The organism is Corynebacterium sp. TUM25015, assembly GCF_056393505.1.
In genome coordinates this window covers 1565390-1578735 of the sequence record NZ_CM150783.1, presented here as the reverse complement: position 1 = coordinate 1578735, position 13346 = coordinate 1565390, and the positions used below count along the sequence as shown (strand labels likewise).

14 protein-coding genes are annotated in these 13346 nt (G+C 53.6%); 12 read left to right on the top strand and 2 right to left on the bottom strand.

Features of this window, described 5'->3' with window-relative positions; all coding sequences use genetic code 11:
• Window positions 1-27 precede the first annotated feature (27 nt).
• The 8 genes from AC06DS_RS07170 (at window position 28) to AC06DS_RS07135 (ending at window position 7560) form a co-directional block, all read left to right on the top strand.
• On the top strand, window positions 28-585 hold the full coding sequence (locus tag AC06DS_RS07170) for a hypothetical protein (protein ID WP_477100358.1): 558 nt from the start codon (window positions 28-30) through the stop codon (window positions 583-585).
• Window positions 585-1280 carry a hypothetical protein gene (locus tag AC06DS_RS07165; protein ID WP_477100357.1) on the top strand — a complete coding sequence of 232 codons (696 nt, stop codon included), beginning with the start codon at window positions 585-587 and terminating at the stop codon, window positions 1278-1280. Before AC06DS_RS07170 ends, AC06DS_RS07165 begins: the two co-directional genes overlap by 1 nt.
• A 170-nt stretch (window positions 1281-1450) precedes the next feature.
• The gene (locus AC06DS_RS07160) at window positions 1451-2191 is read left to right on the top strand and encodes an RHS repeat-associated core domain-containing protein (RefSeq protein WP_477100356.1); all 741 of its coding nucleotides are present in this window, start codon (window positions 1451-1453) and stop codon (window positions 2189-2191) included.
• A gap of 7 nt (window positions 2192-2198) precedes the next feature.
• Window positions 2199-2840, top strand: coding sequence for a hypothetical protein (locus AC06DS_RS07155; protein WP_434829415.1), 642 nt, complete (start codon window positions 2199-2201; stop codon window positions 2838-2840).
• A gap of 1459 nt (window positions 2841-4299) precedes the next feature.
• Window positions 4300-4965, top strand: a complete 666-nt coding sequence (locus tag AC06DS_RS07150; protein WP_477100355.1) for an RHS repeat-associated core domain-containing protein — start codon at window positions 4300-4302, stop codon at window positions 4963-4965.
• A gap of 4 nt (window positions 4966-4969) precedes the next feature.
• Window positions 4970-5968 (top strand): hypothetical protein, encoded by a 999-nt coding sequence (locus AC06DS_RS07145; protein WP_477100354.1) that lies wholly within the window; start codon window positions 4970-4972, stop codon window positions 5966-5968.
• Window positions 5969-6258: 290 nt separating this feature from the next.
• The gene (locus AC06DS_RS07140; protein WP_477100353.1) at window positions 6259-6687 is read left to right on the top strand and encodes a hypothetical protein; all 429 of its coding nucleotides are present in this window, start codon (window positions 6259-6261) and stop codon (window positions 6685-6687) included.
• 339 nt (window positions 6688-7026) lie between these two features.
• Window positions 7027-7560: a hypothetical protein gene (locus tag AC06DS_RS07135; RefSeq protein ID WP_477100352.1), complete on the top strand. Its 534-nt coding sequence runs from the start codon at window positions 7027-7029 to the stop codon at window positions 7558-7560.
• Between the two features lie 338 nt (window positions 7561-7898).
• On the opposite strand, the gene AC06DS_RS07130 is transcribed toward AC06DS_RS07135, so the two are convergent.
• The gene (locus AC06DS_RS07130) at window positions 7899-8555 is read right to left on the bottom strand and encodes a hypothetical protein (protein ID WP_473964295.1); all 657 of its coding nucleotides are present in this window, start codon (window positions 8553-8555) and stop codon (window positions 7899-7901) included.
• Between AC06DS_RS07130 and AC06DS_RS07125 the strand changes: the two genes are divergently transcribed.
• From AC06DS_RS07125 to AC06DS_RS07110, 4 genes are all read left to right on the top strand, one after another.
• Entirely contained in the window at window positions 8545-8715 is a 171-nt protein-coding gene (locus AC06DS_RS07125; RefSeq protein ID WP_434816420.1) for a hypothetical protein, read from the top strand. The two genes, AC06DS_RS07130 and AC06DS_RS07125, sit on opposite strands and share 11 nt — an antisense overlap.
• Window positions 8716-8860: 145 nt before the next feature.
• Window positions 8861-10246 (top strand): MinD/ParA family ATP-binding protein, encoded by a 1386-nt coding sequence (locus AC06DS_RS07120; RefSeq protein WP_477100351.1) that lies wholly within the window; start codon window positions 8861-8863, stop codon window positions 10244-10246.
• Window positions 10222-10893: a lysozyme family protein gene (locus tag AC06DS_RS07115; RefSeq protein WP_477100350.1), complete on the top strand. Its 672-nt coding sequence runs from the start codon at window positions 10222-10224 to the stop codon at window positions 10891-10893. The genes AC06DS_RS07120 and AC06DS_RS07115 overlap by 25 nt, the downstream gene beginning before the upstream one ends.
• Before the next feature lie 394 nt (window positions 10894-11287).
• Window positions 11288-11554, top strand: coding sequence for a hypothetical protein (locus AC06DS_RS07110; RefSeq protein ID WP_293792331.1), 267 nt, complete (start codon window positions 11288-11290; stop codon window positions 11552-11554).
• Between the two features lie 117 nt (window positions 11555-11671).
• Here the strand turns inward: AC06DS_RS07110 and rpsA are convergent, their stop codons facing one another.
• On the bottom strand, window positions 11672-13138 hold the full coding sequence (gene rpsA, locus AC06DS_RS07105) for a 30S ribosomal protein S1 (protein ID WP_034969922.1): 1467 nt from the start codon (window positions 13136-13138) through the stop codon (window positions 11672-11674).
• Window positions 13139-13346: the final 208 nt, after the last annotated feature.

Sequence of the window (13346 nt, the reverse complement as noted above, 5' to 3'; positions counted from 1 at the left end):
CAGAAGTTCGTAGAATAAGGAGGACATATGGAGCCATTCACATTTTCGGACTTTCGTTCAGGAATTGTGGAATCAGCTGTCTCGTGGCATCGCGTCGGCAAAAAAATGATGTGGGTTTATCAACCGGACGAAGTTATCTTCTTGCTTAAGCTAATCCAACCTAAAGCGATGAAGTACTTTGACATTCAACTGTTTTATGGGCATAGAGACTGGATTCAAGATGGTAATTACGAAGCTATCTCTTGCGGCGCACAAGCTTCATACCGAGCACTCACTCGCAAGAGTGATCTCAACCTGTCCGTGACATATCCAGGCATAGAGGAAAACTTTCACGGAGCTCTATTCGACAGTCTTCTCAACTCCGATATCATCACACGAAACAGTCGCGAAAAGTTTCCCGACATGATGAATCTAGAACTTCGCAAAAAGGATTGGACTCAATTTTTTGAAGTGCTTCGTCAACGACTTCAACCACTTCACACACTTAACGACATTGAGAACGAATTCGACGGGAACCTCAACAGCGAATTTTGGGACCGTATGAAGCAACGAGTTACCAATTTCCCTGATTGCGAGCCTTGCTAATGCCAAACGAAAACATCATACTACATATCTCGGACAGTTTCGTTAGAGGTGAAGAAGTTCTTCGCACCGTCCTCAACGCTAGCGAGAAACCCATTCAAAATAGCTCGGTTGAACTGCTTCAGCTACAAAACGCTATTAATGATCAATTAAACAAGGCTTCATTGCCTACTTCAGAACCAATTGGCGACAATTGCTTAGTCATTCCTGCCAGCGAACCTGAAGTACCATGGATCCTTCACCACATAACGCGATTAGCGTTAGAAACGTCTGCACTTATGGTCTTAGAAAATTCGCGTCTCGTTTGGCTTTTCGGGGACGAATCTATAGATTTTATAACCAAAGTATCCCATTACGGCTTCGTCTTCGAATGCCCCTGTGCAAGCCTTTCCGCGATCCCACAATGGATTAATGAAATTACAGAGCGTACAACAGTTGCTCCAGGTCAGCCAAGTAAGATTCAAAATCAAGATTTCTTGGTGGTCAAGAAGGAAGACCGTACAGAAACCTTTATTCAAACTGTTTTCGATCCTGTCATTAGAAGCTACCGGGTAGAAATGCGGCTAGGCGATGAAGAGCATCACTATTGGCGCGAAGAAACGGCTCAACAAGCTGTAGTCCAGGAATTCATCACGTGGATATCCAGCGAGTCACATTCAACTCAAGGATGGCACAAGTTAGAGCTCCCGCAAGCATAGACTCAACCACGCACCCTAGAGGTACTGAGATGCTACAGGTCGTGTTCCTAGGCATCCGCCTCAACTTCCATTCATTCGTAGGTCGGGTTTTCCCGAAGCCCTGACTAAACTGAAGTGCCCCGAGTTTTGGAAGCAGAATCCGCCGCAGGCGATAATAGAAATCAACGCGAATGCCTAGGAACGAAACCCGGGGCACTTCAGGCACAGCGGAAGGCCGGGCCACCCAAACCTTGTATGACACACGCATGTGGGCGGGTCGGTGTACCAGCCCGTTGTTGTTTGCTGGCCAGTACGAGGATGCGGAATCCGGGTGGGCGTACAACCGCTTCCGCTACTACAGTCCCACCCTGGGCGCCTACAACGCCCAAGACCCACTCGGACTCGCCCCACGACTCGCCTCAGCACAAGGGTATGTCGACCACGCAGCACACTGGGTCGACGTGCTGGGGTTGAAGTGCCACGAGGTTAGCCTCAATGAACTTAAAGCTGCCGGAGTTCCAGCGAAAGACCGATCAGCTGTGCAAGCCTGGCTCAACGGAAGGAATACCGACGCTCATGTCTACTCCTATATGGACAAAACCGGCAACCAGATGCAGTACATTGGAATGACTAATAATCTAGACGCCCGAGCACTGCAACACGGAAACCGTTTCGGAACGCGTATGATGCCAGCGGAACTAAATAAGAAAATGCTGAGTGAGAACGCAGACTCACTGACCCGTCGACAGGCACGGGCACTCGAAGAACTGGGAATCGACTCGCACGGCATGGCGAAGGAGGACGGTTTACTCTTGAATGCTCGCCACGAGATAGGAATAAATGGATCAGCGGGAAAGGAAGTACGCAATGGGGCGCTGAAATGGGCGCAATACATGGTAGATTCAGAGGCAATTAGAGTTTACGGAATGTGAGGGACTAGTGGCCTACCAAATTGTTTTAGATCCCAACTCTAAAGCCATACGACGCGCCGATAATCTTCATTTGAGACTGCATCTGAAACGCGGAAGTATAGATGCTTACCTTTTACGGAAAAGTTTTCACGTTGGTTTCGGTTGTCTTATTGGGATCCCGTTTACGGATAATAATTTGGCCGTTCTAGGAGTAGAGAACACATCTCTAGTTACACAGTGGAGTGACCTTGGCCAAGAATGGATTATTCCGCCCTTCACACTGCAAAACAGTTTTTTTGGAAAAGGCGGACCATTTGTGAGGGTAGGTAAACTAGATCCGACTGCGTACGCGTTCGATCCAGAGGCCACGGCAATTCTGGCGGAAGTCGAAGACTACAGTCCGTATCTTCTCGACTTCGTCCCCAGAAGAAAGCTTCAGTCAATCACACTGGGCATTCGTCCTAACGAGTTGGATCGCACCGATTGGCGCATCAAAATGCACGAATCTAAAGCTGCGGTACGAGAGCCAACACAGTCAGAACGCAACCTCCCGCTTGTACCTTGGACCGTCTTCGGCTTAGGGGATCCCGATTTATGGCTCGAACAATTCAGATGTCTATGTCTGGGGCAGCCAATCCCCAGCGTTGTTAAAGGCGCCGACGACTCGTGAAATTTCTAAAACTTATCCAGTTCGACTCAGATTTAAAAAGAGCCTGAACTGCTACGACTTAATCGTAGAACGCCCCAACTTCGATCAAATTGTCCTCCTCCCCGTAGAAGGTTTATCCCCCCATCGTTACGGAGGACAGAGGTCGAGGTAAAGCCCGACTAGATACTAACGGCAAGCCGGGCAATCCATTCTCGCGGGATCTATAGATCGGGGCATCTGCACCTCCATAACTATTGCGACGCCACGACGCGTGAGCTCATCGACACCACCACGGGTCTGAGACTCGCTGGACTCTGGACAGATAGTTTCGTCGAAATCGATTATAGTTTGTCCTGCCGGAGCTGGCGGACCACAATGATCATCCCGAAACGACTGCATACATAAGCTGCTGACTTTATCTGACGGAAACCGAGGGAATATTTCTATTTGGAGGGATCTAAAGTGGAAACGCTAAACTCACCGAAGGACAACAGCTCGTATGCCTTGAACTCGCTAAGAACGGTGAAGCTATGGACACGCGTTCCGCGAAAGAAACCAAATTGCGTTCCCTTAGGATAGGGGTCGGAGACATGTTGCAGGGGAATTGTCTCACGTTCAATTTGGATAAAAGGCTATGCAGACCAACTGCAAACTCTACCCGACAGCACTGTCTAGAAAGAGATCAGACTCCAATGGCAGCGCCTAAAATCCTTTACTGAAGCGCACGTTTGGTTTTCCGAACGGGGTACAGACGAGAAAAGTTCGACAAAACCACCGAGGCTAAGATTATTGAAGCTGATCTTCGGATTAGTTATTCTTGTGATCCTATTTAGTGCTCTCTGCAACTTTATGATACCCGTTTTGCCTACATAGTCCGCTTTCCGCACTGGGCTAGGTTGAGTTCGTCCCTGCATCTACTGAACTCCAGAAAAGGCAGACCAAATGGAATCAGCAAGGGGTCAGCGCTATTTACCTCTTTTTCCCAAAAATGCACGGGATTGGGTTTATGAACCGCTCAAGAATTCTGGTGCAGGACCGTACTGGGATAATAACTTCGCTATGACGCCGAAGGCTCCTCCAGTCGTTCACCTACTACATTGAGACCCACCGAAAGGATTCCTAACTTATCAACTCCGACATTCCTATTATCGATCCTGCTACGGTGCCGACTGGCATCTCAATTGACCGAGATCAACAGCGACGCGACAAGGACAATGAAGAAGCTGAAGATCCTGTAACCGATACACCATCGGCGAAGACACTCTCTACATCGCCTTCGACTGGGCTGGCGCTAAAGAAAAACACCAGGCAACTAAAGCTATCACCGGTGAGCATGAATTGACCTTCATCGATATCAGCGATACCACGACTATTCACCACCCCGATGGCCGCACACTCACCTGATAGCCACACCGCCGGATGGGTGTGGGAGTGCGGATGAAGCGTCCTGGGTTTAGTTCCTACCTCTGCTAAGGAAGGATTGGCACTATGCCCAGGACGCTTCACCACCGGTGTCGTCGAGGGACACACCACCCAAACCCTCTACGGCACACGCACATGGCATGGTCGATTCACCAGCCCGTTGTTGTTTGCCGGTCAGTACGAGGATGCTGAATCAGGCTGGGCCTACAACCGCTTCCGCTACTACAACCCCACCCTGGGTGCCTACAACGCCCAGGACCCACTCGGACTCGCCCCACGCCTCGCCTCAGCACAAGGCTACGTCGACCACGCAGCATACTGGGTAGACGTTTTCGGGCTAAAGCGGTGTTGGCTAAAAGTTAATGCCACCAAGAATCACTATGTCTATCACTACATGAATACAGCCGGCGATACGACATACGTCGGCATCACCAAACACCCTCGGCTACGAGCCATGCAACATGCGTTGAGTCATCCGATTACTCGACCCCGAGACCAAATGACAGTACTAAATAAAGACATGGCTCTAGGAAAATACGAGGCAAGAGGAGTCGAGCAACACCTAATTGAAAAACTGGGAATGCAAAAGCCCACGGGAGCAACGACTAAAGTAGGTAACCTAGAAAATAAGATAAATAGTATGAGCCCAAAACATGAGTTCTATGACCAAGCAACAGCTTTTGGCAAGGACTGGGTAGACCAATTCGCTAGCAAGGTACGTTAAGAACATGGCACTAAAACTAGTATTCGACGCTCCCAAAGGCAGCCGCCCGAAGGCTGGACGGCTCTACCTGATGAAAACCACCCTCGGATACATCCCTGTTGGTGCGACCTCCACCGAAGCATTCTTCGGCGCCGCCGTGATGATTCATCCCTACCGAGCGATCGTATCTGACCCCAAAGACACCACCTGGTACCCACTCGTCGAAAACAACGAACTCTTGATCCCGCCACTAGAGATCAGAAAGCAGGATTTCAAAAAGGGAGGCTGCTTCACTCCGATTCGCGACAAAGCAGCTCCTGTGCCCATCCCCTTCGATCGCTACTTTTACTACCAAATGTCCATGCCTTGGGCCCCAGCCGAACAAGCGTTCGTTCCAGCTGCTGAAACATTGCCAGAAGATCGGCTAGGCACTTTCGTTCCCAAGGACGAAAGAATCATAAAATTCACCATTCACGACACGAACCCGCCTCAAGGTGGCATCGTCGATGAAGCACCGGAGGGCACTTACTTTATGCCAGCGGGCCTCCTCATGGATCTTCACATCGAGTTTGCCCTTGAAGATGCACTTGCCTACTACGGATTGATCGATACCCCGCGACCCGCACACCCCGACTTCACCGAAAGCCAGGAGCACGACACGATGCCCACCGACACACAGCAGGAAGACCAACCACTCTTCCACCTCGCAGAAATCGACGGCGTGACTACCCTGTTTGCCGCCATGGACACCCTGCCCAAGGAGGCAGTCGGCGTCATCGAACAAGCAGGGCACACACCCAACGGCTACTTCCTCGACAACCTCGCCATGTACCTACTCCGACAAACAGGCGTCACCACCGACGGGATCGAATTCGACAGCGACGCAGGCATGTTCAGCCTCATCGGCACCACCGAAACCCTCCAACCACTCCACACCCAACTCACAGACCTGTTCAACAACACCAACGACCTGCAACAAACGCTAAAGCAAGCTAAAGCCGCAGGAACAGACTTCGACGACTAACACAGAAGCTTTTATCCTGACACACTAGAAACCAGCCAGCCGGCTGGAATGGTGCTGCTAAGCATCGCCGTTCCCCGGTGGCAGACTCGCACCGAGGTTAGCCTTGATGCAAGGGTATGTTGACCACACAGCACACTGGGTCGACATACTCGGACTCACGGGAAAGGCCTCAAACTCATACTTTATATGGGTAAAGTCGAAATGAATCCCAAAGGATGTAGTTCATATCGATCGCTACGCCTTGATTCATGGAGTGAACAATACTGAATAAGACGAGTAAGGGACTTTTGATGATAAACTCAAATGATTTTTTTGACAATCGTAGAGTTCAGCTATACGAGGGCGGTCTAGATAAAACGGAGCTGGAAGAGGCCCTTGATTTCGCTCCTACTTGGTTGCCTAGCGATCTTATTGACTTCTATTCCAGGTTCAATGGTGCAGAAATCGGAACGATCGAGGTGGTGCCACCAGGCCCGCTTTTTAACTCATCAAATGCACTCAAAGATTTGAACGAACAGATGGTGGATTCTTTTAACGATACAGACAATTTCTTTGCCGTTGCGTTTCTAAACGAAGATTGCTACCTCGTTATTCAGCGAGAATCAGAAACCGAACTTCGATGCGGTAGGTATGATTTTGGGGAACACGAGTGGTACGGCGGTGATACATTTCAAAGCTTCACCGACTGGATGTATTCACAAAAGAGTCAAGCCAACTAGCTCAGAAATGACGTGCTCCAAGTTTTGTTTCGTTCGAGTTGATAGGAAAATCGGGAACACGCCAAAGAATTCTGATCAGGATGTGAAGGATCGAGTGGTCCGCCCCGTTGAGGATCGCTTCCCTGGTAGAGAGCCTTTCCATGCATAATGTGTGCACGATTACGGCTCCGATATTGGGCGTGTCATGGCACTAAGTCCGGTTGATGCGTCTCGTTGACCTATTGGGCGAGAGAGGTGGTGCTCTTTTAAAAGCAATACCCAGGGGGCGCTTCAAGGCCTGTCCGCGAAGTTGAAAGACGGCATAACACGAGCCATAGCCAAATTATAGAAAGAGTCACAATGGCAATACCGAAACCGAATGCGCTCAAAGACCCTGCCATCAAACAACAAGCGATCGCTGATTTCAGAAAATTCAAACCTGACTTCCACAAAACACCGGAAGAGTTCGTTGATTTCATCCGGGAAGCAAAACGTGACCTTACCCCAGTGCAAATACGCCAGTATATCGCCGAGCACCGGCACATAGCCGAACGCCCCATGGATGAATGGTCTCGTTCTTTTATGGGCCTATTGATCCAACTCGGGGCTAAAGACCTGGACATCACCAACGCTGTCGATGAAATGCTCGAATACATCGACTGCGGCGGAGACCACTACGCAATTCGCGCACTTATTAAAGCGGATACCAACCTCATCATCAACAACATCCACCCGAAAACTTCGAACAAATCAACCGCTTCCTCAAAGCCACCAGCACCAACGAACCAGAGCTCCTTTTTGAGTGGCAACGCTTCCTCATCAAACAAGGAGTCAGAAAGAAAACCTTCCGTGAATACCCAGGATTCCACTGGATCAAAAACAGCGCTTTTGTAGAATATCCTCGAGCAAAAAGAACACGTCGCAAAGCTCGCCGACCCGTCCTAAAAAGTTCCACACCAAAGAAACTAAAGCATCCTGGGAGTAGTACAGAACAACAAGTCCACCACCAGAGGCATCAAGTTGGCCACTACCGCCACTACTGTCATCGCACAAAGCACCACAGAATGTGATTACGGGTGACCCCGGACAGCGCTAGTGATACCGGGAACCGCATTTAATACCAGCACCCACAGCAGCCAACCGGATCTAATACCAGGTCGACTCCAAGTTCTACTCCCTGGTCTCCACACCGGCTAGGGAATCTCGCGACAACTAGCGGTGTGTAGCAGTCCTCAACTACCGAAAACCCTCGACAGCAAACGGTGATACATCGACACGTCCTCTGGGTTTGTCGATGGAACGATCTTCGATCTGCTCGTCGAATGAGCGTCTACACTCGGCAGAACCACCGTATCTTGCGGCAAATCCAGAGCAGCTGCCCCCACCTTGACAACAGTCACCTTATTGGACTGTGCCAGCTCCGTCAGGTGGTGCCCCGGCTGGTACAGCCACCCATGCTGTTCATGGTGTCTATCAGCCACCAACAGCACATGATCCGCCATAGCTGTGCCCGCGGCAATGGTCTCCCCGGCACATGTATAAGGCAAGTTCACTACAACAATTGGCCACCTGTGCTGGGCACGACTAACCACAGTATCTAGCACATCAGCAGCCATCTGCCCCTGAGTACCTTGCGAAGCCGTCAACAGCGGAACTGCCCCGGAGTTATCCGCAAAGTTCTCCATTTTCTTGCGGGTCAGATCCAGCGGTTCCGTCGCCGCTAGCCCAAGAACATCTCCCGCTGCCCACGCACCCAACGGTCCTCGCATTGGCTGGGCTTGCACATCTGCGTCCAGAACTACCATCGGTAGTTCAGACACCTCTTCGGCAATCATGGAAACCAAAGCGGTCACAGGCGAAGTCAGCATACGGTTGTCAATGGAAGCCACCGCAATAACCATCGGCCTAGATGTGTCGACTGAAGAAAACCTCCGCGCCTGTGCAACCCGCGAAGCCCACACTGCCCTGCCGAAAACGCTACGCCCCGAGACCAGCGAGCCCGAACCTCCACTTCGTGCAGCGTTAGCTACCTTTGGGGAATTCATCTAGCGATTCTCTTCCATTCTGCCTAGAGCAAATCAAACACATCTGTGGGGGACACACAGCACAAATTGCACAACACACATTAGTATAGGACGGGTTATACGTAGAGAAGTTGTCGGTAACAAAGAGTGAAGTACACGAGGAGTGCGTAGTGTCAACCAACCAGCCATCCCACGAAGGACTGCCCTCTTGGCTCCAGTTCACTGGTGATGGTGCGCCAGCACAACCAGCCACCCCACCACAACAACCTTCTCAGCCCCAAGAGCCGCCCGCTGCAGAGTCTCCTACTTCCTCCCCTTCTTCCAATGAAGGTCAGCAGCAAGTCCCTGCGGCGCCTCAGCAAGCTCACGAATCCAAGCCTCAGGAAGGTCACCAAACCAACCAGGTGACTACTGATTCCCCTGAGTATCCTCAGCCTCCCCAAGGAACAGCGCCGCAGGGCACTGCCCCGCAAGGCTCTCCCGCTTCATCTGAAGCTCCTCAGCAGGCCCAGCCACAGCAAACTCAGGCTCAGCAGACTCAGCCACAGCAGACTCAGGCACAGCCGCAGCAGGCCCCATTGAATCACGGCAAGCACCATGTACCGTCCGAATATGACCTAAAGCCACCGCCGGCATTGGACCAGACAAACCTTGTCAATGCCGTCAAGAAGGCACCGCGCAGTGGATGGCGCAAAATGCTTTACAACGTCACCGGTGGGCACTGGAACGTTGGCGACTCCCAGCAAGATCTTGAACACGATCAGCTTCTGGAGAAAATCCGCCGACCGCTGCGCGGCGACTACCGCATTGCCGTGATGTCGCTCAAGGGTGGCGTGGGCAAAACCACCACCACCGTGGCATTGGGTGGCGTTTTCTCTTCCATCCGACACGACCGCGTCATCGCCATAGATGCCAACCCGGACCTCGGCACCCTAGCACAGCGTGTGGCTGCCCCCGGTCCGGCAACGATCCGCGACCTCCTCAACGCAGAAGACACGTCAAAGTACGCCTCCATACGCCAGTTCACTACCCAGGCCAAGTCTCGCTTGGAAGTTATCGGCTCGGAGCGCGATCCCGCCGTGTCCGAATCCTTCAGTGATGAGGACTACCGCCACGCGGTCGACATTCTGCAGCACCACTACAACGTGATGCTCACCGACTGCGGAACAGGGCTGATGCACTCGGCAATGTCCGGCGTGTTGGAGCTGGCCAATTCCTTGGTGCTCGTCACCTCTCCTGCCCTTGACGGCGCTCAATCAGCCTCCGCCACTTTGGACTGGCTCAATCTGCACGGCTACGAACAACTCGCAGCAAACTCTGTGGTGGTCGTCTCTGCGGCCCACCCTGAAAATGCGACGATTGATATGGACCAGTTGATTGCACACTTCCGTAGCCGCACCCGCGCAGTGCACGTCATTCCATTCGACCGCCACCTCTCTGAGGGCGCAACGGTTGATCTTGACCGCATCAGCAAGGAAACCAAGCAGGCCTACATGGAACTAGCAGCAATTGTTGCGGAGGACTTTGATTCGTGGCACCGTCACGCAGCTTCGTAGGCCGAGGGGTGGCCGCGCTGGGCGTCGGGTTCCTTGCTTTTACAACCCTTTCCAGCTGCGCCGATCGCCTAGAACCACCTGTGCCGGAACAACACGCCCAAGTGGATACCATGAAGCAGTGGGCTACCGAGCGCGCAAAACCCTACCACATTCCCGAGCGCGCGCTGCAGGCATACGCATACGCGGCCTACAACGTGGAACAGGAACAAGGCTGCGCCGTCGGCTGGCAAACGCTAGCTGCTTTGGGTGATGTGCTGACCCAACATGGGCAAATAAACTCCACCACCATCGACGAAGACGGCGTGACCTCCAAACCTATACGCGCCGTTGCGCCTGCCGCCGGCGGCAAGAACTCCGTGCCCGATACCGACGGAGGAGACATCGACGGCGATTCCACTAAGGACATCCCGGTGGGACCAATGCAACTCATGCCTTCGCGCTGGGAACAATATGGCACTGCCGCTGAACCTGGCAACGCGCCAAATCCGGACAACATCGACGACGCCGCCCTGACCACCGCGAAAATCACTTGTAGCGCGGGAGACCTCACCAGCCCAGAAGGGTGGACCACAGCAGTCTCAGAATTCAACCCCAGCCCAGTGTTCTTAAAAGCTGTGCACAAAAAGGCCAAGGAGTATTCACGCTAATGAGGAAAACTCACACTGCAAGCGCACTGCTCTTGATTTCGCTTACAGGCACGCTAGCTGCATGCGAATCGCCGGGTCATGCCAAAGAGCAGACTGTGAATGACGAAGTTCCACCACTGGGCAAAGTACCTGAGCTACCTGAAGAGGTGACGGCACCGAGCACCAAGTCTGAAACTCCCAAGCCAGCTCCCCCGCCGGCCCCAGCTGCGGAGCCAGAGACGGTAACAGAAACTGCCCCGCCTCCTTCTAAGCCTCCTGCGAAGCCAGCACCCAAGGCTCCAAAGGCACCAGCACCCAGGCCGCCTGCGAATGATTCACCAGAGATCCGTATCCAACTCCCACCAGAGCTGAAGCCATATCTTTAAGGCAGACGCCAAGCTGAAAGGAGCCCCCCATGTCTATCCAACAGCACGACGTAGGACAGAGCGCCCCTGCGGCTTCTCCCTCGTCGTCTACCGCCACGCCAGCAAAGAAGGACCATCGCGCTGCCGTGCAGGCGCACAAGCTGCGCATGGATATCGCGGGCAAAGCTATCCGGCATGGTGAAAATCAGCCGAGTGTGACACCGCGAACCGTCAAAATCCTGATGGGCTCGACAATTATCGCAGCCATCATGCTTGTGGTTACGATCGGCGCCGCCACTGTCATTCAGATGCTGTAGCCAAAAGCGCACCTACGAAAACCAAAAAGGCACCCACCGAAGTGGATGCCTTTAAGCGTTCCTAGCGCGCGGACTTAGCTGGTTAAATAGCGGTCCCTGCTAGCGGTGTCGAGTGGTTTACTCGCCGCCGGCCAGCTTCTCGCGCAGAGCAGCCAGCTGCTCGTCGGAAGCCAGGGTGCCTGCGTCCTGCGCCGGCGCCTCAGAGGAAGCCGGTGCGGACTCGGTCTGAGTCTCGGAGGAGTAGCCACCCTCGCCGTTGGCAGCGGCCTCGGCAGCTGCGGCGCGGTTGCGCTCGATCTGGGCGGTGTGCAGGCGGTGGCGACGCTCGGACTCTGCGTAGCGAGCCTCCCATGCCTGACGCTGCTCGTCGTAGCCCTCGAGCCACTCGTTGGTCTCCGGGTCGAAGCCCTCCGGGAAGATGTAGTTGCCCTGCTCGTCGTAGGAGTCAGCCATGCCGTACTTGGACGGGTCGAACTCCTCGGTGTAGTCCTCATCAGCCTGCTTCAGGGACAGGGAGATGCGGCGACGCTCCAGGTCGATGTCGATGACCTTGACCATTGCGTCCTGGCCAACGCCTACAACCTGATCCGGAACCTCGACGTGGCGCTCGGCCAGCTCGGAGATGTGAACCAGGCCCTCGATGCCCTCTTCGACGCGGACGAATGCGCCGAACGGAACCAGCTTGGTGACCTTGCCCGGCACGATCTGGCCGATAGCGTGGGTGCGTGCGAATACGCGCCACGGGTCTTCCTGGGTTGCCTTCAGGGACAGGGACACGCGCTCGCGATCCAGATCCACATCCAGAACCTCGACGGTGACCTCGTCGCCGACTGCGACAACCTCGGACGGGTGGTCAATGTGCTTCCAGGACAGCTGGGAGACGTGAACCAGGCCGTCGACACCGCCGAGATCGACGAAGGCGCCGAAGTTGACGATGGAGGAGACAACACCCTTGCGGACCTGACCCTTCTGCAGCTGGTGCAGGAACTCGGAGCGAACCTCGGACTGGGTCTGCTCGAGCCATGCGCGGCGGGACAGCACAACGTTGTTGCGGTGCTTGTCCAGCTCGATGATCTTGGCCTCGATCTCCTGGCCGATGTAGGGCTGCAGGTCGCGAACGCGACGCATCTCCACCAGGGAGGCGGGCAGGAAGCCGCGCAGGCCGATGTCCAGGATCAGGCCGCCCTTGACGACCTCGATGACGGTACCGGTGACCGGCTCCTCGTTCTTCTTGAGCTCCTCGATCGTGCCCCAAGCGCGCTCGTACTGTGCACGCTTCTTGGACAGGATCAGGCGGCCTTCCTTGTCTTCCTTGGTGAGAACCAGAGCGTCGATCTCGTCGCCGACCTCAACAACCTCACCCGGGTCAACGTCGTGCTTGATCGACAGCTCGCGGGAAGGGATGACACCCTCCGTCTTGTATCCGATGTCCAGCAGGACCTCGTCGTGATCGACCTTGACGACGGTGCCCTCGACAATGTCACCATCGTTGAAGTACTTGATGGTGGAGTCGACGGCAGCGAGGAAATCCTCAGCAGAGCCAATGTCGTTAATGGCTACCTGAGGGACGTTGTTGGTGGGCATATGTTGAATGTCTTTCGGAACGAATAGAAATAGAAGATGGACAGTTACTCTAGTTCTGCAAACCCTTCTTTTTGACGCCCCCACCAGCGTCAATTACCTGGCGGGAACCCCTAGGACGCTCACACTGGGGCGTCACAAAGTCTAAAAAAGAGGGCGCACAACGCGCATAACGCTACACGACCACAGTGAACAGCGCAAACATGGCGTT

What these genes read in the sequence shown, in the direction of transcription:
- AC06DS_RS07170 (WP_477100358.1), top strand. Translation starts at nt 28, where the DNA reads ATGGAGCCATTCACATTTTCGGACTTTCGTTCAGGAATTGTGGAATCA.
- AC06DS_RS07165 (WP_477100357.1), top strand. Translation starts at nt 585, where the DNA reads ATGCCAAACGAAAACATCATACTACATATCTCGGACAGTTTCGTTAGA.
- AC06DS_RS07160 (WP_477100356.1), top strand. Translation starts at nt 1,451, where the DNA reads ATGCCTAGGAACGAAACCCGGGGCACTTCAGGCACAGCGGAAGGCCGG.
- AC06DS_RS07145 (WP_477100354.1), top strand. Translation starts at nt 4,970, where the DNA reads ATGGCACTAAAACTAGTATTCGACGCTCCCAAAGGCAGCCGCCCGAAG.
- AC06DS_RS07140 (WP_477100353.1), top strand. Translation starts at nt 6,259, where the DNA reads ATGATAAACTCAAATGATTTTTTTGACAATCGTAGAGTTCAGCTATAC.
- AC06DS_RS07135 (WP_477100352.1), top strand. Translation starts at nt 7,027, where the DNA reads ATGGCAATACCGAAACCGAATGCGCTCAAAGACCCTGCCATCAAACAA.
- AC06DS_RS07125 (WP_434816420.1), top strand. Translation starts at nt 8,545, where the DNA reads ATGGAAGCCACCGCAATAACCATCGGCCTAGATGTGTCGACTGAAGAA.
- AC06DS_RS07110 (WP_293792331.1), top strand. Translation starts at nt 11,288, where the DNA reads ATGTCTATCCAACAGCACGACGTAGGACAGAGCGCCCCTGCGGCTTCT.
- rpsA (WP_034969922.1), bottom strand. Translation starts at nt 13,138, where the DNA reads ATGCCCACCAACAACGTCCCTCAGGTAGCCATTAACGACATTGGCTCT.